General features: G+C 65.0%; 17 protein-coding genes. 6 read left to right on the forward strand and 11 right to left on the reverse strand.

Annotation, left to right across the window (positions count from 1 at the left end; translation table 11 throughout):
* Nucleotides 1-2: 2 nt before the first annotated feature.
* The 8 genes from nirD to NN5_RS01905 form a co-directional block, all read right to left on the reverse strand.
* On the reverse strand, nt 3-350 hold the full coding sequence (gene nirD, locus NN5_RS01870; protein WP_067732413.1) for a nitrite reductase small subunit NirD: 348 nt from the start codon (nt 348-350) through the stop codon (nt 3-5).
* Entirely contained in the window at nt 350-2,857 is a 2,508-nt protein-coding gene (gene nirB / locus NN5_RS01875) for a nitrite reductase large subunit NirB (RefSeq protein WP_067732357.1), read from the reverse strand. Before nirB ends, nirD begins: the two co-directional genes overlap by 1 nt.
* 255 nt (nt 2,858-3,112) lie before the next feature.
* The gene (locus NN5_RS01880) at nt 3,113-4,351 is read right to left on the reverse strand and encodes an alginate export family protein (protein WP_067732358.1); all 1,239 of its coding nucleotides are present in this window, start codon (nt 4,349-4,351) and stop codon (nt 3,113-3,115) included.
* A gap of 320 nt (nt 4,352-4,671) precedes the next feature.
* Nucleotides 4,672-6,369: an ABC transporter ATP-binding protein gene (locus NN5_RS01885; protein WP_067732359.1), complete on the reverse strand. Its 1,698-nt coding sequence runs from the start codon at nt 6,367-6,369 to the stop codon at nt 4,672-4,674.
* A 27-nt stretch (nt 6,370-6,396) separates the two neighbouring features.
* Complete coding sequence (locus NN5_RS01890) at nt 6,397-7,452, reverse strand: ABC transporter permease (protein WP_067732360.1); 1,056 nt, start codon at nt 7,450-7,452, stop codon at nt 6,397-6,399.
* Between the two features lie 32 nt (nt 7,453-7,484).
* Complete coding sequence (locus NN5_RS01895) at nt 7,485-8,909, reverse strand: CmpA/NrtA family ABC transporter substrate-binding protein (protein WP_084384680.1); 1,425 nt, start codon at nt 8,907-8,909, stop codon at nt 7,485-7,487.
* 229 nt (nt 8,910-9,138) lie between these two features.
* Nucleotides 9,139-10,347 carry an ABC transporter substrate-binding protein gene (locus tag NN5_RS01900; protein ID WP_067732361.1) on the reverse strand — a complete coding sequence of 403 codons (1,209 nt, stop codon included), beginning with the start codon at nt 10,345-10,347 and terminating at the stop codon, nt 9,139-9,141.
* Between the two features lie 31 nt (nt 10,348-10,378).
* Nucleotides 10,379-10,957: an ANTAR domain-containing response regulator gene (locus NN5_RS01905; RefSeq protein ID WP_067732362.1), complete on the reverse strand. Its 579-nt coding sequence runs from the start codon at nt 10,955-10,957 to the stop codon at nt 10,379-10,381.
* 279 nt (nt 10,958-11,236) lie between these two features.
* On the opposite strand from NN5_RS01905, the gene NN5_RS01910 reads away from it, so the two are divergent.
* The 6 genes from NN5_RS01910 to NN5_RS01935 all read left to right on the forward strand — a co-directional run bounded on the left by NN5_RS01910 (nt 11,237) and on the right by NN5_RS01935 (nt 19,336).
* A complete protein-coding gene (locus NN5_RS01910) occupies nt 11,237-12,580 on the forward strand; it encodes an FAD-dependent oxidoreductase (RefSeq protein WP_067732363.1) in 1,344 nt (447 codons plus the stop codon).
* Between the two features lie 151 nt (nt 12,581-12,731).
* Complete coding sequence (locus NN5_RS01915) at nt 12,732-13,925, forward strand: polysaccharide pyruvyl transferase family protein (RefSeq protein ID WP_245656138.1); 1,194 nt, start codon at nt 12,732-12,734, stop codon at nt 13,923-13,925.
* Nucleotides 13,925-15,637, forward strand: a complete 1,713-nt coding sequence (locus tag NN5_RS01920; protein WP_245656140.1) for a hypothetical protein — start codon at nt 13,925-13,927, stop codon at nt 15,635-15,637. The genes NN5_RS01915 and NN5_RS01920 overlap by 1 nt, the downstream gene beginning before the upstream one ends.
* A gap of 356 nt (nt 15,638-15,993) precedes the next feature.
* Entirely contained in the window at nt 15,994-16,548 is a 555-nt protein-coding gene (locus NN5_RS01925; RefSeq protein WP_067732364.1) for a calcium-binding protein, read from the forward strand.
* Nucleotides 16,549-16,969: 421 nt separating this feature from the next.
* The gene (locus NN5_RS01930) at nt 16,970-17,905 is read left to right on the forward strand and encodes a sulfotransferase family protein (protein ID WP_245656141.1); all 936 of its coding nucleotides are present in this window, start codon (nt 16,970-16,972) and stop codon (nt 17,903-17,905) included.
* A 15-nt stretch (nt 17,906-17,920) separates the two neighbouring features.
* Nucleotides 17,921-19,336, forward strand: coding sequence for a hypothetical protein (locus NN5_RS01935; RefSeq protein WP_067732365.1), 1,416 nt, complete (start codon nt 17,921-17,923; stop codon nt 19,334-19,336).
* A 6-nt stretch (nt 19,337-19,342) separates the two neighbouring features.
* On the opposite strand, the gene NN5_RS01940 is transcribed toward NN5_RS01935, so the two are convergent.
* From NN5_RS01940 to NN5_RS01950, 3 genes are read right to left on the reverse strand one after another with little or no spacing between them, the layout of a single operon-like run.
* A complete protein-coding gene (locus NN5_RS01940) occupies nt 19,343-19,576 on the reverse strand; it encodes a hypothetical protein (RefSeq protein ID WP_157080961.1) in 234 nt (77 codons plus the stop codon).
* A complete protein-coding gene (locus tag NN5_RS01945) occupies nt 19,576-20,463 on the reverse strand; it encodes a glycosyltransferase family 2 protein (protein WP_067732367.1) in 888 nt (295 codons plus the stop codon). The genes NN5_RS01940 and NN5_RS01945 overlap by 1 nt, the downstream gene beginning before the upstream one ends.
* Nucleotides 20,464-20,466: 3 nt before the next feature.
* Nucleotides 20,467-21,621, reverse strand: a complete 1,155-nt coding sequence (locus tag NN5_RS01950) for an acyltransferase family protein (protein ID WP_169800933.1) — start codon at nt 21,619-21,621, stop codon at nt 20,467-20,469.
* Between the last annotated feature and the right edge of the window lie 6 nt (nt 21,622-21,627).

The following is a 21,627-nucleotide window of genomic DNA, read 5'->3' on the forward strand; positions in this document are numbered from 1 at the left end:
GGTCAGGCCGCCTTGTCCTGCGCGCCGATGACGGCGGAGCGCAGAAGGTAAATACGGCCGGCATCGACCTTGAGCGGAATGGTGGGCACGCAGCCCTCGTCATCGCCCAGCGCCTTTCCGGAGCGCAGCGAGATGTTCCAATTGTGCAGCGGACACGTCACCACGTCGCCATGGACGATGCCCTGGCTGAGCGGCCCCTGCTTGTGCGGGCACTTGTTGACGATCGCGAAGAATTCGTTCCGCATGGTGTGGAACACCGCGATCTCCTCTCCGCCGACGACCGGCAGGGTGCGGGCGGTGCCGGGTTCGATCTGGGTAATCGGACCGATATCGAGCCAGTTGCCGATCATCATGCGTTCTCCATCTGCGAAGCCGGGAAAGGACGGACTTCGGCAAGGTGCTGGTGCAGTTTCTCGTGCTCGCCCGCGGCGCGCTTGGCCCAGGGATCGTCCTGCATGAACTGCTGCGAGTAGTGGAAGCGCGCGGCATAACGCTCGACCGCGCCCTCTTCGCCCAGCGCGTCCTTGACGTATTGCAGGCCAACCCGCTCCACCCAGGGCGCGGTGCGTTCCAGATAGTACGCATCCTCGCGGTAGAACTGGATGAAGGCCGCGCACATATCGAGCGCCTCCTGCTCGGTCTCCACCTTGCACAAGAGGTCGGTCGCGCGCACCTTGATGCCGCCGTTGCCGGCGATGTGCAGTTCGTAGCCCGAATCCACGCAGACCACGCCGAAGTCCTTGATCGTGGCTTCCGCGCAATTGCGCGGGCAGCCGCTGACGGCGATCTTGAACTTGTGCGGCATCCACGAGCCCCAGGTCATCCGCTCGATCTGGACGCCAAGCCCGGTCGAATCCTGCGTACCGAAGCGGCACCATTCGCTGCCGACGCACGTCTTCACCGTGCGCAGCGACTTGCCATAGGCGTGGCCCGAGACCATCCCGGCGGCGTTGAGATCGGCCCAGACGGCGGGCAGGTCTTCCTTCTTGATCCCGAAGATGTCGAGCCGCTGGCCGCCGGTGACTTTCACCATCGGCGCGTTGAACTTCTCGACCACATCGGCGATCGCGCGCAGTTCCTTCGGACTGGTGAGGCCGCCCCACATGCGCGGGACCACCGAATACGTGCCGTCCTTCTGGATATTGGCGTGCATCCGCTCGTTGACGAAGCGGCTCTTCTGGTCGTCCTCGTACTCACCCGGCCATGCACAAAGCAGGTAGTAGTTGAGCGCGGGACGGCACGAGGCGCAGCCATCGGGCGTGGTCCAGTGCAGTTCCTGCATGACCTGCGGGATTTCCTTGAGCCCCTTCTCGACGATCAGCTTGCGCACGTCGCCGTGGGTGAAGCTGGTGCACTTGCACATCGTCTTCGGGCCACTCTCGACCTCGCCGCCCAGCGTCAGCGCCAAGAGGCTTTCGACAAGGCCGGTGCACGAGCCGCACGAGGCCGAGGCCTTGCAGGTGGAACGCACCGCGTCGAGCGAATGCGCGCCTCCATTGATGCACGAGACGACCTGACCCTTGGAAACGCCGTTGCAGCCGCAGATTTCTGCGTCGTCCGAAAGGGCAGCAACGGCGGCATTAGGGTCCGCGAGGGCGCCCCCCGAGGCGAAGGCCTGGCCGAAGATCAGCGCCTCGCGGATGTCCGAGACATCCTCGCCCTTCTTCATCAGGTCGAAGTACCAGGAACCATCGGCGGTATCGCCGTAGAGCACGGCGCCGAGCACCTTGCTGTCCTTGACGATCACGCGCTTGTACACGCCGCGCGAGGCGTCGCGCATGACGATGTCCTCGCAGCCCTCCCCGCCCGAGAAGTCCCCGGCGGAGAACAGGTCGATGCCGGACACCTTGAGCTTGGTCGACGTGACCGAACCCTCGTAACCCGAAGGGCTTTCGGTCACGAAATCCGCCAGCGCGCGGCACATGTCCCACAGCGGCGCGACAAGGCCATAGCACAGGCCCCGGTGCTGGACGCATTCGCCGACCGAAAGGATCGCCGGGTCGGACGTGACCATGTGGTCGTCGACCATGATGCCGCGCTCGACCTCCAGCCCGGCTTCGCGGGCCAGCCCGGTCGCGGGGCGGATGCCGACCGCCATGACGACGATGTCGGCGGGAATTTCGGTGCCGTCTTCCAGACGCACACCGGCAACCTTTCCATCCTTGCCGATAATTTCCTTGGTGTTAGCGCCGGTGAGGATCGTCTGGCCGCGCCGTTCCAGCTCGGTCTTGAGCAGCCAGCCGGCCGCTTCGTCGAGCTGGCGCTCCATCAGTGTGGGCATCAGGTGGATGACGGTAACGTTCATGCCGCGCAGGTTGAGGCCATGGGCGGCTTCGAGACCCAGCAGGCCGCCACCGATGACGACGGCCCTGCCCTGTCCACCATCGGGGCCGCCCTTCTCGGCAGCGTCGAGCATCTTGTCCACGTCATCAAGGTCGCGGAAGGTCACCACGCCGTCGAGGTCCTTGCCGGGAACCGGGATGATGAAGGGATCGGAGCCGGTGGCGATCAGCAGCTTGTCGTAAGGCTCGATCCGGCCCGACGCGGCGACGACGCGCTTGTGCTCACGGTCAATCTCCACGACCTTGTCGCCCGAGACCAGCGTGATGCCGTTGTCATCGTACCATTCCTGGGTGTTGATGACGATCTCGTCGAAAGTCTTCTCGCCCGCCAAGACCGGCGAAAGCATGATGCGGTTGTAGTTCACCCGCGGCTCGGCGCCGAAGATGGTGACATCGAACCGGCCGGGATCGCGGGCCAGGATCTCTTCCACCGCACGGCAGCCTGCCATGCCGTTGCCGATCACCACGAGCCGCTCCCGGACCTGTCCGGCGGGCTTGCCCTCCTCGAAGTTCATCGGTGCATTCACGTCACGTCTCCGTCCGCAACGCGCACAACAAAAAACCGCCTCGTGCCTGTTCCCCTTGGGGAAAGGTACGGGCGGCTTCGTTGCCACGCGTCTGTCAATCTGAAAGCGAGGCGCTGAAATCGTCCAACGGCGGACGGCGCTCTCTCGCTGATTTCTATTTAACCGATTCGCCCCTCCGTGGGCAAGCCGGTTTTTGCAGTGCAGCAGGAAAAGTGGGCCGAAGCCCACCTTTCCCTGTTATCGTCAGTACTTGAAGGAAACCTGCAGCCAGAACTTCTCGGTATCGGTGCCGAAAGCCTTGGCGTCATAGTTGGCGTACTTGAGCAGCACCGGATAGCCGGCCACAGCAAAGCCCAGGCTGGCATCCCATTCCTGCCCGTAGTTCACGCTGCCGAAATCGCTTTCGAACTTGTGATAGACGACGGCGCCGTTCAGCCCTTTCAAGGGACCGGCATTGCCGAACTTCTTGGAGAGGCCGCCATAGTAATCGCGCAGGCCGTTGGCCGGCGTGGTCAGGAACAGATCGGCCCAGCCGTTGAAGGCGTGAAGCGTCGCCAGCGGCGTCTGGAATGCGGCCACGCCATCGTCGCTGCCCAGCACTTCGACACCGCCCTTGAGACCGAAACCGGCCACCGATGCGCCCAGTTCCGCCCCGTAGTAGTCGGCCGAGTAGTGGACCGGGTTGAGCTTGTAGTCCTGCTGACTGGCATAGCGCAGCTTGAAATCGAGCTTGGCCTTGCCGCCCAGCGGCAGCGAGCCCGCCGCCATCACGCCGTAAGTCTGGCTGGAGAAGGCAATGCGGGTGTCGTAATCAAGCATATAGGCAAAGCCGGTGATCTTGACCGGCTTCACATCGACCGCGGCGTTGACGAGAATGAAGTCGCCATCGAAATAGGCATTCGGGCTGTCGACGCCGAAAATGGTGCGCTGCGAGATCGAATAGGTCGCATCGAGCGAGACCGGACCCACCTTGGCTTCACCGCGAATGGCATCGAAAGTCTGCTCGTTCTGGCGCCAGCCGACATTGCCGACGAAGCGCGCATCATCGAGGATGATGCGCTGGCGGCCGATCGTGACCTTTGCAGCCTTGCCCTTGTACGAAAGCTGGAACCGGTTCAGTTCCACGTTCTGCGGATCGGCCACCACCGAATAGGGCTCGGCACCGAGATAGCCGTTATTGCCCGCAATCGTATCGTTGTAGTGATCCGAGATCGCCAGCGTGCCTTCCGCTTCGGCCAGCAGCGAGAGACCATGCGTGGTCGCCTCGGCACCGGCGCGGATGCGCATGGTCACGGCATCGGCATCAAGGCCGGCGTTGTCCTGATCGACATGTTCCCAGCGCAAGTTGCCTTCAATGATCGGATCGATGGTGAGATCGTCGCTGACCTTGATGGGATCGCCCGCCTTGGCGGCAGCCGGCGCGGCCATGGCGAACGAAGCGGTGGTGGCAGCAAGTACGGCGAGAGAAAGTGCAGTCTTCATAAGCGTAGCCCTCCGAAGGGCGCCCACCCCCGGGCACCCTGTTTTCCAAAACTGGATCGAAGGCAGACGCCATTGCCCGCCGGTTATGTCCTCTCCCGGGCCCTTCCCGGCCCTTGTGTCGCGCCTTGCACGGCGGGCGCCCTTGCCCGTCCGCCGCCCCTCATGAGCCAGGCGCTTGCATTTTTCTTCAGCCCCTCCCCTTCAAGGGAGGGGTTGGGTAGGGCTTTGCCGCAAGCGCGGTGCCCGGACGAGAGGCCCCACCCCCGGCCCCTCCCCTGAAGGGGAGGGGAGATGAGCCCGGCCTTTCGCCCCCTCTTTCCTCAGGCCGCCTTCGCGGCCGGACCGTGATCGTATTCGGCCAGGAAATGCAGAACTTCCTGGCGGTAGTGATAGAACTGCGGATCATCGAGCAGCGCCTTGCGATCACGCGGGCGCGGCAGGTCGACTTTCAGGATCTTGCCGATCGTGGCATTCGGACCATTGGTCATCATCACCACCCGGTCGGCCAGCAGGATCGCCTCGTCGACGTCGTGCGTGACCATGATCGCCGTGACTTTGGTCCGGTTCCAGGTTTCCACCAGCACATCCTGCAGATCCCACCGCGTCAGGCTGTCGAGCATCCCGAAAGGCTCGTCGAGCAGCAGCAGCCGCGGGCTGAGCGCAAAGGCGCGGGCAATGCCGACGCGCTGGCGCATCCCGTTCGACATTTCCGCCGCCATCTTGTCCTTGGCATCGGCCAGCCCCACCCGGTCGAGGTAGTAATCGACGATATCGCGCCGCTCACCCTTACCGGCGTGCGGATAGACCCGCTCCACCCCCAGCGCGACGTTCTGGCGCGCGGTGAGCCAGGGCATCAGGCTGGGCGCCTGGAACACCACGGCCTTGTCCGGCCCGGCCACATCGATCTCGCGGTTGTCGAGCACGATACCGCCCGAGGAGATCGCATTGAGCCCGGCGGCCATGGTCAGCACGGTCGACTTGCCGCAGCCCGAGTGGCCGATGAGCGAGATGAACTCGCCCTTGTCCATCAAGAGGTTGAAATCCTCCACCACGGTCAGCGGCCCCTTCGGGGTCGGATAGACCTTGTGGAGCTTGAAGAATTCCAGATAGCGCCGCTCAACCGCCGACTTGCCGGCCTCGACGTAGGCGGCCGGAAGCTCCACTTCCTTCGCCCCGGCAAACAGATCCAGCGGCGCGACTTCGGGCAGCGCCACGCTGCTTTCACCGACGCTCGAACCCTGTTCGTTGAGCGCGCCGAGATAGCCGACGATCTGCTTGCGCAGCGACTGGAAGTGCGCATCGTCGTTCACCGCCTCACGGTCGCGCGGGCGCGGCACGTCGACGGTGAAAATGCGGCCGATCTTCGCGGCAGGCGCGGGCGTCAGGATCGCAACCCGGTCCGCCAGCAGCAGCGCTTCGTCCACGTCGTTGGTGACAAGGATGATCGTGCGCTTCTCTTCCTTGCGGATGCGCTCGATCTCGTCCTGCAGCTTGGAACGGGTCAGCGCATCGAGCGCCGAGAGCGGCTCGTCGAGCAGCAGGATCTCGGGCTCCATCGCCAGAGCCCGCGCCACCGAGACGCGCTGGCGCATCCCGCCCGAAAGCTGCCCCGGCTTGCGATCCATCGCATGGCCGAGGCCGACCAGTTCGACCTTCTGCCGGACCAGCGCCGCGCGTTCTTCCTTGCTGCGGTCCTTGTGGACGGCATCGACGGCCAGCGCGACGTTCTTCTCCACCGTCAGCCAGGGGAACAGCGAATAGGACTGGAACACCAGACCCCGGTCCTTGTCCGGCCCCTTGATTTGCTTGCCGTGCAGCAGGATTTCACCGGCATCGGGCTCGATCAGGCCCGCAATGGACGAGATCAGCGTGGTCTTGCCGGCCCCGGAGAAGCCGAGCACGGCGATGAATTCGCCCTCCTCGACATCGAGATCGATACCGTCGAGCACTTTGGTCACACCGCCGGTCACACCGGTGTAGGACTTCGAGACACCCTTGAGCGAAAGGATCGTGGCCATGGTCTTGTTCCTTTCCGGCTTTATGGATCAGGCGAGACGGTTGCGGCTGGCGAACTTTTCGACGGCCATCATGATCCGGTCGAGCAGGAAGCCGATCAGGCCGATGACGATCACCGCGAACATGATGCGGGCAAGCGACTGGCTGGAGCCGTTCTGGAACTCGTCCCACACGAACTTGCCGAGGCCGGGGTTCTGCGCGAGCATTTCCGCGGCGATCAGCACCATCCAGCCCACGCCCAGCGAAAGACGCATACCGGTGAAGATGTAAGGCAGCGCCGAAGGCAGCACGAGCTTGGTCAGCTTGGCGAACCAGCCCAGCTTGAGCACGCGGCCGACATTGAGCAGGTCCTTGTCGATCGAGGCGGTGCCCACGGCGGTATTGATGAGCGTCGGCCAGAGCGAGCAGAGCATGACCACGATCGCCGAGATCACGAAGCTCTTGGCCAGCATCGGATCGGCGCTGGTGATCGTGGCCGAAACCACCATGGTCACGATCGGCAGCCAGGCGAGCGGGCTGACCGGCTTCATGATCTGCACCAGCGGATTGATCGCGGCGTTGAACAGTGGCGAGAGACCGGCGGCAAGGCCGATCGGCACCGCGAACAGGGTGGCCAGCACGAAGCCCAGCGCCACCGTCTTGAGCGAGGTGAAGACCTGATCGAGGAAGGTCGGCGGCCCGGCATAATCGAAAGCGATGGCCTGCGTCCCGGCGGCGATGCGCGCATCCTGCGCCGCGTAGAACTCGGCCTTGGCTTCGTTCGAGGCCTGCCATTCGTCATACAGGGCGACACCCTGCTCGGCGACTTCCAAGGGGCCAGGAAGGGCGCCGAGCGAGGTATCGACCTGCGGGGCCAGAACCGCCCAGAGCGCGAGGAAGGCAAGGATTCCCGCCAGCGGCGCCAGGAAGGCCTTGCCGTATTTCGAGACAACCGCCTGCATGTTCCAGGCTGGGGCCGCCGGCGCGCTGCCCTTGGCGCCCTGTTCCGGCTGCGTCGTGGTCTGCGTCACCTTAATCTCCGTCTGGTCCTGAACCGGAGCCGCTTCCGAGCGAACCGGTTCCACGTCTGCAAATGCGGTTGCCATCGAAATTCTCCTTTAGAAAGGAACCGAGGCTGTCAGCCGCCGGTTACGCCCGAAGCCGTGACCTTCTGGCCCTGCTTGAGGCCGATCTTGAGCGACTGGATATAAGCGTTCGGCTTGTGTCCATCGTAGGGAACGTGATCGAGGAAGCCGTTGTCGACCGGCTTGAAACCGTCGGTTTCAGGCACGGAGGCAGCCGGGATCACCTTGTCCGCGACGAGCTTGTTGGCGGCGGCGAGATAGAGGTCCGGGCGATAGACGGCCTTGGCCTTTTCGACATACCAGCCATCGTCATGGTCGCCCGGGATCTGGCCCCAGCGGCGCATCTGGGTCATGTACCAGATGGCGTCCGAATAGAACGGATAGCCGGCGTACTTGTCGAAGAAGATGTTGAAGCCCGGCGCCGGACGGGTGTCGCCCGGTGCGAACGTGAACTTGCCGGTCATCGAGGCGGCGATCACGTCCGCGTCCGCGCCCACGTAGTTCGACTGGCTGAGGATCTTGACCGCCTCGGCCCGGTTCTTGCCGCCGTCGGCATCAAGCCACTGCTGGGCCTTGATGATCGCGCGCAGCATGGCAGCAGTGGTGTTCGGATACTTCTCGGCAAAGTCCTTGCGGATGCCGAAGACCTTTTCCGGGTTGTCGTGCCAGATGCCGTCGTCGGTCACGACCGGCACGCCGATCTTCTTCTGAACGGCAGCCTGGTTCCACGGCTCGCCCACGCAGTAGCCTTCGATCGTGCCGGCTTCGAGCGTCGCGGGCATCTGCGGCGGCGGCGTGACCGAAAGCTGGACGTCGGCATCGGTGGTGCCCTTGATGTCGCCCGGCAGGTAGTAACCGGGGTTCAGGCCACCGGCCGCCAGCCAATAGCGCAGTTCGTAGTTGTGGGTCGAAACCGGGAAGACCATGCCCATGTTGAAGGGCTTGCCCTGCTTCTTGTAGCTGTCGACGATCGGCTTGAGCGCCGAGGCCGAGATCGGGTGCACGGGCTTGCCGTCCGGGCCCTTGGGCAAGCTGGGTTCCATCTGCGCCCAGACCTTGTTCGACACGGTGATCGCATTGCCGTTGAGGTCGAGGCTGAGCGGCGCGATCAGGTCGGCCTGGGTGCCGATGCCCAGCGTCGCCGCGATCGGCTGGCCGGCGAGCATATGCGCGCCGTCAAGCTGGCCGCCGATCACGCCATCGAGCAGGACCTTCCAGTTGGCCTGCGGTTCGAGCGTGACGTTGAGGCCTTCCGCCGCGAAGAACCCCTTTTCCTTGGCAATCGCCAGCGGGGCCATGTCGGTCAGCTTGATGAAGCCGAGCTTGAGCACCGGCTTTTCAACCGCGCCGTTCGCCGAAGCGGCCTTCACGGTCTCGCCCGAAGGCGCCTCGCTCTTGTGGCCGCATCCCGCCAGTGCAACGCTCGCCATCAGCGCGATAACCGCTGCGCGACGTGTGAAACAGAACCCCCGATCCATGCTCATCGAAACCAACCCCACGTCCGAACGGCAAACGCGAAAAACCGCCTCGACGCACGTCCTCTGGGGACGACATCGGGCGGCTGCGTTGCCACTGATTGTTGAAAGCCACAGTCCGGTTCTGATCCGCTCCCGTCCTTGGGAGACAACCGTCCTGCGTCACGCACTGTTTAAGCGATTCGGCCCATTCGCGTAAAGCCCCTTTTTGCAGTGCAACAGCAAACGGGGATCAGGGAAGGCGCGAAATATACCCCTCGATATCGTTCGGATCGAACACCATCCCATCAAAGAAAATGTTCTTTTCCAATGTCATGGAACCCTGCTGCGTTCCCACGACAGTGGTCGATGCAAGGCTGCCCTCAACCTTCGAACTGGCTCCGGGAAGCGGCGCTCCAGTCCCCAGAAGTGCACTGCGGTACACATCGGGACGGAATACGCGGGCCGCCTTGCGGCACTCTTCCGCATCGAAAGGCGTGCCATCCCAGCGCACCATCTGGGTGTAGAGCCACTCCGCCTGACTGACCCAGGGAAAGTTCGCCGCCTCGCGGTGCTGGAACATGAAATCGGGGTAGTGAACCAGCGGCCCTTCCTGCGCGATCAGCAACTGGTCGGAAATCGCCCGGCGGATCAGTTCGGCGGACCCGTCGAGATACTCGGGACGCGCCAGAATTTCCGCATTCCGCTCCCAGTTCGCCGGGTCGACGAAATGCCCGCCAGCCTTGCACAAGGCCCGGATCAGACGCTCGACGCCTTCGCGCTTTTCCTCCAGCACGCTCTCGCGAAGGGCCAGAACCTTCTCGACCCCGCGCCGCCAGATCTGCGCCGTCGACAGCACGATCTCGCCTGCGCCCTGCTCCACCGCCACGCTGTTCCACGGCTCGCCCACGCAGATCCCGTCGACTTCGCCCTGCTTCAGCGCATCGGCGCAGAACGGCGGCGGAACCGTAGAAATATCAACATCATGGTCGGGCCGGATACCGCAAGCCGCGAGCCAGTAGCGCAGCATGTAGTTGTGGCTGGAATAGCGGTGGACGACGCCGAACGTCAGCGGCCGGCCAGCCTTGCTGCGCTCCTGCGCAATGGTCTTGAGCGCGGCACCGACTTCGGCCGGCGTGCCCATCCCGCCCTCGGGCCGGACTTGCCGCGCCAGCTCGGGCCGCAGCGTGATGGCATTGCCGTTGAGGCCCAGCACGAACGGCACCGACAGCGGCTGCGCGGGACGTCCCCGGCCCAGTGTGGCGGCAATCGCCAGCGGCGCCACCAGATGCGCGGCATCGCTGTGGCCGTAGAGCAGACGGTCGAGCACCGTGGCCCAGCTCATGTCCTTGACCAGCCGCAGCGACACCCCCGCCTCCTCGGCAAAGCCATGCTCGTGCGCGAGGATCGGCAGGCAGGCATCGACCAGAGGCAGGAAGCCGATTGTCAGTTCGGTGCTCACTTCGAAGAAACCCCCAGATTTCCCAACCCCATCAGACATTTCCCATGAGATTGTGGGCCGTGACTATGGCCTCGGCGATGTCCACGATCCGCTTGCCCTGGTTCATCGCCGCCTTGCGCAGTTCCGCATAGGCCTTCGGTTCGGGCAGCCCCCGGCTGTCCATCAGGATGCGCTTGGCCTTGTCGATGGTTTCGCGCTCGGCCAGCTTGCCCTTGGCTTCGGCAAGGTCCTGCTGCAACCGCGAGAAAGCGTTGAACCGGGTGACAGCCAGATCGAGAATCGGCCGGATGCGCCCCGCCGCCAGGCCATCCACGACATAGGACGACACCCCGGCCTCGACCGAAGCCACGATCGATTCGTCATCCGATTCGTCCACGAACATGGCGATCGGCCGCTGCAGCGCGCGGCTGACCGCAAAGTACTCTTCGAGCACGTCGCGTGACGGGTTGCCGAGGTTCATCAGCACGATATCGGGATTGATCTCGCCAATCCGGGCCAGCAGGCCGCGCCTTTCGGTGATGATGAACAATTCGCAATCATCGAGCGCGGCCATACCCTCCTGCAGGATGGAGGCGCGCGCGGCGCTGTCGTCGATGATGGCAATGCGCATAGGCGGCCCTTGTGCAGCGCAGCAGGCACCGTGGCAAGAGGGCCCGGCGATCGTTGCCCGGAGAGACCCATGCAAGCAAGGCGCGCATTGCATCCGAAACGGGTCCAGTTGCGATAACCGGCGTGCGCATCAACGGGTTACTCCTGCGGCAACGCACAACCTGCAGCCCGAACCGGCAAGACCATGGGCAATGCCAGAATTCCCGGAGCGCCATCTTGCAATGCACAGGACGCCCAGGCCGCGAATGCCCGAACCGGCCGAAGATGCGGCGGCGCGGAAATGCGTGACCCGGCGCCTTCCCGGCCAGAGGGCCTTGTGGTGGTGCTGGGCGGCGGAATCGCCGGGCTGGCCGCCGCGGACCAGCTCAGCCGGGCGGGCCTGCGCGTGCTGGTTATCGAGCGCAGCGCGCAAGCGGGCGGCCTGCATCGCGCCAGCCATATCGGCCCTTACACTTTCGATGCTGGATCGATCTTCTACGAACAGGGCGCAAGGCTGTTCGATCTGGCGCCGGGACTGCGGGACCTGTGCCCCACCGTCGCGCGGGTACAGCGCCGCATCGCGCCGGACGGAACTGTGCGGCACTATCCCTTCGAACCACGCGAATGGCTGGATCAGCCGCTGCCGGACATGGTTCGCACGATCGCGGATCTGGCATGGTCCCGGCTGACGGTCCGCCGGGACGGCACGCTGGATGCCCTCTGCCGCAAACGGCTGGGCCGCCGCCTGTTCGAGAGCAGCGGGCTGGCATCCTACATTGCCCGGTTCCACCACGTGCCGCCGCACGAAATCGACGAATCCTTCTTCTTCCACCGCATGGCTTTCGTGGCACGGGCGACCCGGCCCGGCGGGCTTGCCCGCATGGCGCTGCGCACCCTGACGGCAGCCAGCCCCCGCCCTCGCCCCCTGCTCCATGTCCGGCCGCGCGAGGGCTTTGCCCCCATCTTCGCGCGCATCGTCGCGCATCTTGCCGCGCGCGGCGTCGAATTCCGGTTCGGGGAAGAGCTGTTCGCGCTGCACCGCAAAGACCGCTTCTTCCTCCTGTGCACCACCGCCGGCACGCTGCGCGCCGAAGCGGTGGTGAGCACGATCGCGCTCGATTCCTTGCACAAGGTGATGTTCGGCACCGGCAGTGGGCTGGTGTCGCTCGACATGACGACCCTGTTCGTTTCGGCCGCCAGTCTCGATCCGCGACTGGGCAACGTGCTTTACAATTTCCACCGCGCAGGCTGGTGGAAACGGGCCACGATCCATTCGCGCATCTACCCCGAACCCCGCACGGGCCGGGAATTCCTCTCCGTAGAGGCCACCATCCCGAAACAGGGACGCCACGATCCCGGCGCGGCCTTTGCCGATTTCCAGCGCCACATGGCCGACCTCGGACTGGCCCAAGGACTCGCGCTGGAAGGGCATGAACGGGTCCGGAACTGCTACCCGCTCTACACGCCCGGTTCGAACGCGAACATCCGGCAGGTGCTGGACCGGATTGCCGGGGCCGGAATCGTTCTCGCAGGACGGCAGGGACGGTTCGAATACCTGCCCACGTCCTCCGGCGTGATCCGGCGCGTCGCCGAAGAGCTGGACGCGGCCCGCCATCTGACCGCTCTTTCCGGAAGGAGCCCATGAATTGCCCCTGACAGCCCTTTCCTCCAGCCAAGCCGCTCCCGCCCCGGACGATCGCGCTCCGGACGATCGCGCTCCGGACGATCGCGCTCCGGACCATCCCCCAGAGCGGCCCGCCTTGCAGAAAGCACGCCCGGAACAGCGCCAAAACGGCGTGCGGGTGCGTGTATTCAATGTGAAATACAGCCCGAACCTGGGCGATGGACTGCTCAGCGAATGTCTGGAGCAGACGCTGATCGATTGCGGCGCCGCGCCGGACACCTGGTCGGTGGACCTTGCCGGACGGACCACGTTCGGTGCCGGTTCCGCCAACCGTTCGGCGCAGATGCGCGTGCTCGATGCCTGTCCCGCGCCTCTGCGGCGCCTCGCGGTGCGCGCGCCGTTGGCGATCCAGTCGCGGCGGGTCTGGCGGCCGCACTACCGGCAGGCGCTCGACGGGGCGGACGGCGTGGTGATCGGCGGGGGCAACCTGATGACCGATCTCGACCTCAACTTTCCCACCAAGATCGGCCTTGTCGTGGAAGAGGCCGCCCGGCGCGGGTTGCCGGTTTTCTTCCATGGCTGCGGCGCGGCCGGAAACTGGAGCCCGCGCGGACGGGCCCTGCTGGGAAAGGCCCTGCGCCATGGCGTCATCAAAGGCGTATCGGTCAGGGACGAGCGCTCACGCCGGATCTGGAACGATCTTGCCGGGACGCAAAGCGGCCTCGAAGCCACGCTGGTGCGTGATCCGGGCCTGCTCGCGGCCCGGCGCTATCGCGTGGCGCCCGGCCGCCAGACGAACGATCCGCCCGTGATCGGCCTCAATGTGACCAGCCAGCTCGCGCTTCGCTATCACGCCGAGCAGGCGCCCGACGCCGCCAGCCTTGACGCCTGGTATATCGCCCTCGCCCGCGCGCTCGTCGCACGGGGCAACCGCGTCGCGGTCTTCACCAACGGCTCGCCGGAAGACCGCGCCTGCGCGCAGAGACTAGAGCCCGCTTTCCGTGCGCTGGGCAGCGCCGTCAGCTTCCCCGATCCCCGCACGCCGGAGCAACTGGTGCACCTGATCGCCGGTCTCGACGCACTGGCGGCCTTCCGTATGCACGCGGTGATCGCGGCCTATGCCTGCGGCGTGCCCTTTCTCGCGCTGGCCTGGGACCCCAAGCTGGACGCCTTCCTCCGCTCGGTCGGGTGCGAAGACCGGCTCTGCCGCCCGGTCCGGACATCGGGCGAAGCCGCGGCCGTGCGGCTACGGGACGCGATGCAGCGCCCCGTCCCCACCGAAGAGCGCGACCGCGCCGTGGCCGATGCGCACGCAGGCGTCGCCATGCTGCAGGACGCGATCGCGCAAGCTCTCCGGCGGCCGTGATGCCCCAAGCCGGACTCCGCATCGCCTGCGCGGCGGCCATGGTGATCGCCATCGCGGCAAAGGCAAGCGATGCGTCCCCGCCCCCCATCGAACTGGGCGCGGCGTCAAACTTTTCCCAGGGGTGGAGCCTGCGGACCGCGCAAGCGGCGCTGGACCTGCCGGTGCCGCGCCTGCGCGACAGCATCCGCTGGGCCGATGTCGAGCGAACACCGGGCCGCTACAGCTTCGACAAGCCGATCACGACATGGCCTGACCGTTTCGCGGACAGCAAAGTCAGGATCACGCTGACACTCAACTGGGGCAACCCGCTTTACGATGACGGCCAAACGCCGCACTCGGCCCGGGCGCTCGCCGCTTTCGGCCAGTTCGCCGCTGCCCTGGTGCAGCGTTTTCCCCGGATCGACACGCTGGAGATCGGCAACGAAGTCAATAGCGGCAATTTCGTCTCCGGCCCAGTGAAGGACGCCGGGCTCAGCGAACGCGGGCGCTATCATCTGGCCATGGTGCGCGCCGCCGCGCAGGCCGTCCGGCAAGTACGGCCGGACGTGAAAGTGCTCGGCGGCTCTACCCATTCGCTGCCGGGCGGCTTTCTCTGGCCCCTGCTCGACCTGCCCGGCGCCGATGCCATCGAAGGACTCGCGGTCCATCCCTACACCACGCCGATCGACCAATTGCCGGCCCAGATCGGCCTGCTGCGCGGCTATGGCCCGGCCGCGCACCTGCCGCTCCACGTGACCGAGTTCGGCAGTGCGGACCCGCAACGCGCCCCCGACGATCTGCTGCGCGGCTATGCCACGCTCGCCGCGCTGGGCGTCAGCGAGATGGACTGGTATCCGCTCAACGAGCGGGGCGACGGGCTTGTCCCGCTGGTGCGGCGCGACGGCGCCCTGACCGGCGCGGGCGAAGCATTCCGCTTCATGCAGGCGCGGCTGGCCGGCCTGCAAGCCCGCGATACGAGCCCGGACCGGTTTACTTTCGTCCGCAAGTTCGGCCGCAGGATCGAAGTGCTGTGGGGCGCGCCGCGTGCGGTCAGCATCGATACCCGGACTGTCTCCGCCTTCGATGCCACCGGCGCTCCGCTCGATCCCCGTTCGCTCGCCCTGCGGGATGACCGGGCGCTCGTGCTGATCGGCAAGGCGCCGCTCACTGCCGCTTCCGTGCAACTGGGATGCAATCCGCTGGTGGCAGACAGTTTCTATCAGTTCGGCTATCCCGCCCCCGGACAATTTCAAGCCTCGGGTGACGGCTTCCAGCGCTTCGTCCGGATCGCCGGACGCGACATTCCATTCGAAGTCATGGCCGGCCAGCAGCGCACCGGCGTACCCTGGACGCCCTATCTGGGGCGAAGCGACATGCGGGATCTGCGGCTTGCGGCAGACACCGTGCTCCCCGCGGTAAAAGGGCCCGACAGCGCCGTTGTCCTGCGCCACATCGCCGCGCGCGACAGCCGGTTGCGGGTTCTGGCCGAGTTTACGGTATCCCCCCGCAGCAGCGACGGTATTGTGGCCGCGCTTTCCCGCAACGAGCATACCCTGCTCTCGCGGGCCGGCACGGCGCCGGGCGATATCGATCTGAAACTGACCTTGCGCAAAGGCCAGAGCCTCTCGCTCTCGATAGCGCCCCGCGCCAGCCCCCAGGGCGATACGACGCGCTACCGCATCCGCATCTTCGACGAAGAGCGATGTCCGCAAGACCGCGCCTCCGGCACCTGACCCCCGGATGATCGCGCACCGCTGGCCATGAAACGAATCCGTTTTGAACCGGGACAAGGAAACGCAAAACAGGCGCCGGCACCCATCCTCTCAACACACAATCGATTAAATCAAAAATAATACTTATATATAAATACCTATTTTCTATCCATTATTACGAATAAAATCAATCACAACGAAATGACAACACCTCAACCATGTTGCAAACATTTCACAATGCAATTTATAAACCACCTATCTCATGAAGAGATATATTTGCCGATAATATCAAACAGGGGAGCCGGCACCACGTGATCAAGAGGCACTGCTCATGCAGTGCAGATTGACACAGGGCAGAAGACGGAAAGGAAATTCTCATGACGGATATTACCGGCGATACTTACGCCAACAAGATTGAAGGCACCCCGGATGCGGACATCATCGATGCCGGCGGGAGGAACGATGCCGTCCACGCCGCGGGCGGTGACGACACGGTTTACGGCGGCGCCAACCAGGACCGCCTTTATGGCGATGACGGCAACGACGTCCTCTATGGCGAAGGCTCGGACGACAAGCTCTACGGCGGTGCCGGGGACGATACGCTGGACGGGGGCGGACAGGACGACCGCCTCTATGGCGGCGACGGCAATGACGTGATCATCGGCGGCGACGGCAATGATGTCCTCTATGGCGACAATGCCAACGACGGGAACGACAACGAAGGCGGTCACGACATCTTCATGTTCGATTCCGCCGACGGGACCGACAAGGTCTTCGACTTCGAGCATGGGATCGACCAGGTCCAGCTCACCGATGGCGGCAGCTACACGCTCGACTACACCGGATCGGGCAACACCGTCCTGACTTACGGCACGACCACGGTCACGTTCTACGACGAGATCCTCGACTCTTCGGACATCCTCGTCGTCTGACGGCTTTCCGGTTCGCCGGAAGGATGCAGGAATGGGGTGCGGCCACGGCCGTGCCCCATTTGCGTTTCGCGCCCGGTGCAGATTTTCATCCGATTTGGCGGATTGATGCCCGCCTCTGACACCAAAGTTCGCTGCTGATGACGCTCGTCCCTTTGCTTCGTCATTGCGAGGAGGCGAAGCCGACGCGGCAATCCAGAGTCGGCGCAAACCGCCCTGGATTGCTTCACCCTTCGGGCTCGCAATGACGAAAGAACAGGACATGCGTTCTGATCAACGAGTCACGGTATGAAACGCCGCCTCCAGCCGCTCAAAGCCCCGCTCCTGCGCAGACTAGGATCATTCCCGAGCATACTCGTTTTCCGCGAGAGGGGCCGGGCGGATAGGCTCGAACGCAGACTACTTCCCGATCCCGGAGGCACGTTTGATCCCGCATGTTGCAGCCCCCTGTGCAGATCCCCCCGCAGCTTGCGCTGCCTATCCGCGCGCCGGCCCCAATCTCTTCATCATCGGTGCCTCCAAGGCGGGATCGAGCGCGCTGCACGCCTATCTCGATGCCCACCCCGGCATTTGCATGAGCTCCGAGAAGGAGCCCTGTTACTTCGTCGATCAGGACAGACTGCGCACAGCCTGGCCGATCATGGCGCGCCAGCCCTGCTCGCACGACTGGCAGGCCTATCTTGGCCTCTGGCCCGGTGGCGAACAGGCCCGTTACCGCGGCGAAGGCAGCGTTTACTACTCGCAGGCCCCGCACCACGGCGATGTCGCCGCCCGCATCGCCGCAGCCTGCCCCGATGCGCGGATCATCTATACCGTGCGAGAACCCGTCACGCGCGCCATCGGCCACTACTGGCAGCGCTTCAAGGAATTCCAGGAACCGCTTCCGCTGGACCGTGCCGTGCGCGCAAATGCGCTCTACCGCGATACCTCCGACTATGCCTTGCAGCTGCAAGCCTATCTGGACCACTTCCCGCCATCGCAGATCCACGTGATCGTGGCCGAGGAACTGCGCGCCAGCCGCCGCGAGGTTCTGGCGCGCTGCATCGACTGGCTCGAACTCGCGCCGTTCGAATACGAAGACGCCCAGCTTGCGGATCGGCACCGCTCCCCGCCGACCAGCCGCAAGCCGCGCTTCCCACTAGTGGCAAGCGTCCGGGACTCCGCCCTATGGTCCATCGCGCGCAGGCACTTGCCCGCAGGAATGGTCACGCACCTGCGGCAGGCATCGACTCGCACGTTCGACAAGGTCCGGATCGACGAAAGCGGCGCGCGGGCCTGGCTGTCGGACTACCTTGCCCCGCGCCGGGCCGCATTCGAGGCGATGATCGGGCGGACCATCACCGCCTGGGACCACGCCTGAACCGAGGCAGAGAGCGTGAACGCCATCCCGATCGCGTTGTTCTGGGCGCTTGCCCTGTGGGGCCTGTCCAGCCGCAAGCCGGTGCTGCTCTACTTGTTCTTCGCGACGATGCCGGTGGGGGCCTTTGCCGTCATCCCCACCGCCCTGACCGGAGGGCTGACATTCACCGCCACGCCGGTGGTGTCGCTGCTGCTGATCGGCCGGACATTCCTTGATCGCGGGGGGCCGGCGGCCTTTCTGACATTGGCAGTCTTGCCCGAACGGCTGATGCTGCTGACGCTGTTCTGGCTGGTCGCGCTGATCTCCACGCTGTTTCTGCCGCGCCTGTTCGCTGGCGCCGTGATGGTCGTGCCGATGCGGGGGATCGTAAGCGCGCCCTCACCGCTGCAGCCCAACATGCAGAACATCTCGCAATTCGCCTATCTTTCGATCTCGGTCTTCTCCGTCTTCGCCTTTGCCCGCCTGCTGCAACCCGCCGCGATGCGCCAACATGCCTTGCGCGCGATGTGCCTGGGCGGGTTCGTCACGGTCGCCACCGGCCTGCTGGACTATGCCAGCCAGTTCCTTCCGATCACGCCCCTGCTGGAGCCGTTCCGCACCGCCAGCTACGCGCTGCTGACCGAAATCGAAGTGCTGGGCGGAAAGCGCGTGGTCGGCCTGATGCCCGAAGCCTCGGCCTTCGGCGCGCAGTGCCTGGCCTTCCTGAGCGCGCTCTATTTCTACCGCCGCGCCATGGAATCCCCCCGGCTGCGCGATCTCCTCGCGCCGGCCGCGATGGGGCTTCTCGCGCTCTGCGCCTGGCTGTCGACCTCTTCGGGGACACTCGTGGGCGTGGGCGTATTCGTGCTTGTCACCGCGCTCGAATGGCTCGCCCGCATCAATGCCGGCGAGCGCAAGGGCGCCATTTACCGGCAGGGGCTGGGCGGCGAAATGTCGGTCACGGTGCTGGCCGTGGCCGCAGTGGCGCTGGCAATCATCCTGCAGCCGCAAGTGCTCGATCCCGTCTATGCCATGGTCCAGCGCATGGTGCTGGAAAAGCAATCGTCGAGCTCATTTACCGAGCGCGGCATGTGGCGCTCCACTGCTCTCGCCAGCCTGACGGACAGCCACGGCTTCGGCGTCGGGCTGGGCAGCACCCGCTCGTCGAGCAGCGTGGTGGGCGTGTTCAGCAGCACCGGCCTGATCGGCGGCGCCCTGTTCTATGCCTTCGTGCTGCAATGCCTGCTGCGTCAGGTTCGCGGCGCCACGGCCGAGGCCCGGTTCATCCTGCCAGCCTTCCGATTTTCCTATATCCCGCCCTTCGTCGTCTCGCTGATGGTGGGTGATGCCGATTTCGGCGGCATGGCGGCGTTCGGCTTCGGGATCGTTACCGCCGTGGCGATTGCGGAGCGCAGATCGCTGCCCGCGCCGTATCAGCTTTATCCGGTGTAAAACGCCTCATTCCCCCGGCAAGTCGTTCTCAAACGCCTGCCGCCGCAATCCGATCAGCCAGAACAGCCCGAACAGCACCAGCCAGACCGGCCAGAAGACCCCGTCACGGATGTCGCGGCGCAGGCGCCCCGGCACGGAGACAGGCCCCTGAATGCCCGAAAAGCACCATGCCGTAACGCACCACCCGGCCAGATAAAGGCCCGCAAAGGCCAGCAACGCTTCCACCATACCCGTCCCCATCACATGTCCAGAATCCGGCGCGGATCGACGCGGCCGCGCAGGCAGTCCATCATCGCCAGCAGGTTTCCGGCCAGCCGCCCCCGGCGGTCAATCGCCGGTTCCGGCTTCACGCTGCGCAGCGCGTTGACGAACAGGTTCTTCGTCACCAGCCGGTTGGCGAAACCGGGCCGCATCGTGCCCTTGCGCTTGAGATAGACGATATTCGCCACTTGCGAATAGCCCAGCCGCTTGCCCGAAGTGCGCCCCCCGCTGAAGCCGAGATGGACGCCCGTCACGCGCGACGAGGCGATCATGCGCCCCCTGCGGCCCAGCCGGTTGGTGAAATCCACGTCTTCCTGCCAGCCGTAGAGCGGGAGGTTCTCATCGAAACGCAGCCCCCGCGCCGCTTCGACCCGGATCGCCATATTGCACCCGTAGAGTTCGTGGCGGGTGATCATCACCGGCGGGAAACGCTCCGGGCGGAGGGCGATGATCTGCAGCGCCTGTTCGACAGTGAATCCTCCGGACTGCACCCCATCAGCCAGCAGATCGCCGGTAAGGCCGACCAGCCCCGGATCCGCTGCAAACAGCGCCTCGACATGGGCGATGTAGTCCGGCGCGGGGATGAAATCATCGTCGAGAAAGACGATCACATCCGCCCGCCCTTCCAGCGCGGCGAGGGCGCGGTTGCGCTGGCGGCACAGTCCTTTTTCCGAAAAGAGGATCTCGGGTGAACCGCGCGCCTGCTCCACGCCCGCCACGTCCTGCGGCGCAACGCTGGCGATCACCACGCCGTCCGCCGGGCGAGTCTGATCGGCCAGCATATCCACAGTGCGGCGCACCAGTCCGGCGCGGCCGACCGTGGCGATCACGACGAAAATCCTCAGACCTCGGCTACCGGTCATCATGAATCAGGCCTCTTGCAACGCCGGTGCCGGGCGCCGGAACTGGTGTTTCAGGATCTTCGACAAGCCCGCTTGCAGCCGCCGCTCGATCAGCAGGGCAAAAAGGCCCGCGAACACTGTGCACAGGCCAGCGGCCACGATCACCGCAAGCACTGGCGCGAGCCCGCTGCGATAGCCCAGTCCCAGCAGGAACCCGCCGGTAATCTGGTTGATCAGGTAAAGCGGATAGGTCAGCAGGCCCGCCATCGTCGCGAACGGCACGAAGCTGCCTTTCGAGCCGATCCGGCGCAGGACGCATCCGCTCATGACCAGCGTTGCAACGCCCCATACGCCCACGGCCACAAGCGGCGTCTGCCCGAACTGGGCGACACCCACACTCGAACGCGCCGCGTAAAAGGTGGAGACCAGGGCGGCGAGGAAATTCAGCCCGAACAGCGCGGCATGAACCGGAACATTACGCCGCATGAAGATCTGATAGAGCGATGCCCCGACGGCGAAATAGCAGTTCGTCGAGATCAGCGTGACCCGCAGCTTGTAGGACGAGGCTGCCCCCGCAAGGCGATGCCCCGCCTCGCCCAGAATGCCCGCCTCACCTGCAAGAACCGCGGCCCAGAACAGGACGTTGAAAAGCGTGACCGCCACCAGGACCGGCGTGATGCGGCCGATCATGTCCATCCGGATCAGCACGAAAACCGCAGCATAGAAAACCGCCTCGGCCACGAGCGTCCAGACCGCCCCGTCCACCCAGGGACCGACCGGAAACAGGACCATCGATCGCAGGAACCGCACCGACAGTTCCCCCAGAGGAAGAACACTGCACGCAAGCACGATCGCAGCGGAAAGCACCGTGAAGAACCAGAGCGCCGGCGCGATGCGCGTGACCCGCCCGATCAGGAAATCGGACGCGGACTTGTTCTGCGCCGACATCAGGATGACGAAGCCCGATATCACGAAGAAGATCTGCACGCCGACCCAGCCCACGCTGGCCCAGGCAACCGCCTGCGGAAACGCCATGGGGTTCCCGACAACGGCCCGTATCCCGTGCGATCCTGCAGATTCCGCCCAGGACAGGAATACCAGATGATAGAACATGACCGCCTGCGCGGCGAGCAGCCGCATCACGTCCAGAGACGAAACCTCGCGCGTTCTTCCTCCCGTCATGGCCCC

The organism is Novosphingobium naphthalenivorans NBRC 102051, from assembly GCF_001590985.1.
Classification (GTDB): domain Bacteria; phylum Pseudomonadota; class Alphaproteobacteria; order Sphingomonadales; family Sphingomonadaceae; genus Novosphingobium; species Novosphingobium naphthalenivorans.

Excerpts from the sequence above, each read along its gene's own strand:
- nirD (WP_067732413.1), bottom strand. The coding sequence starts at position 350 with ATGATCGGCAACTGGCTCGATATCGGTCCGATTACCCAGATCGAACCC.
- nirB (WP_067732357.1), bottom strand. The coding sequence starts at position 2,857 with ATGAACTTCGAGGAGGGCAAGCCCGCCGGACAGGTCCGGGAGCGGCTC.
- NN5_RS01880 (WP_067732358.1), bottom strand. The coding sequence starts at position 4,351 with ATGAAGACTGCACTTTCTCTCGCCGTACTTGCTGCCACCACCGCTTCG.
- NN5_RS01885 (WP_067732359.1), bottom strand. The coding sequence starts at position 6,369 with ATGGCCACGATCCTTTCGCTCAAGGGTGTCTCGAAGTCCTACACCGGT.
- NN5_RS01890 (WP_067732360.1), bottom strand. The coding sequence starts at position 7,452 with ATGGCAACCGCATTTGCAGACGTGGAACCGGTTCGCTCGGAAGCGGCT.
- NN5_RS01895 (WP_084384680.1), bottom strand. The coding sequence starts at position 8,909 with ATGGATCGGGGGTTCTGTTTCACACGTCGCGCAGCGGTTATCGCGCTG.
- NN5_RS01905 (WP_067732362.1), bottom strand. The coding sequence starts at position 10,957 with ATGCGCATTGCCATCATCGACGACAGCGCCGCGCGCGCCTCCATCCTG.
- NN5_RS01910 (WP_067732363.1), top strand. The coding sequence starts at position 11,237 with ATGCGTGACCCGGCGCCTTCCCGGCCAGAGGGCCTTGTGGTGGTGCTG.
- NN5_RS01920 (WP_245656140.1), top strand. The coding sequence starts at position 13,925 with ATGCCCCAAGCCGGACTCCGCATCGCCTGCGCGGCGGCCATGGTGATC.
- NN5_RS01925 (WP_067732364.1), top strand. The coding sequence starts at position 15,994 with ATGACGGATATTACCGGCGATACTTACGCCAACAAGATTGAAGGCACC.
- NN5_RS01940 (WP_157080961.1), bottom strand. The coding sequence starts at position 19,576 with ATGGGGACGGGTATGGTGGAAGCGTTGCTGGCCTTTGCGGGCCTTTAT.
- NN5_RS01945 (WP_067732367.1), bottom strand. The coding sequence starts at position 20,463 with ATGATGACCGGTAGCCGAGGTCTGAGGATTTTCGTCGTGATCGCCACG.
- NN5_RS01950 (WP_169800933.1), bottom strand. The coding sequence starts at position 21,621 with ATGACGGGAGGAAGAACGCGCGAGGTTTCGTCTCTGGACGTGATGCGG.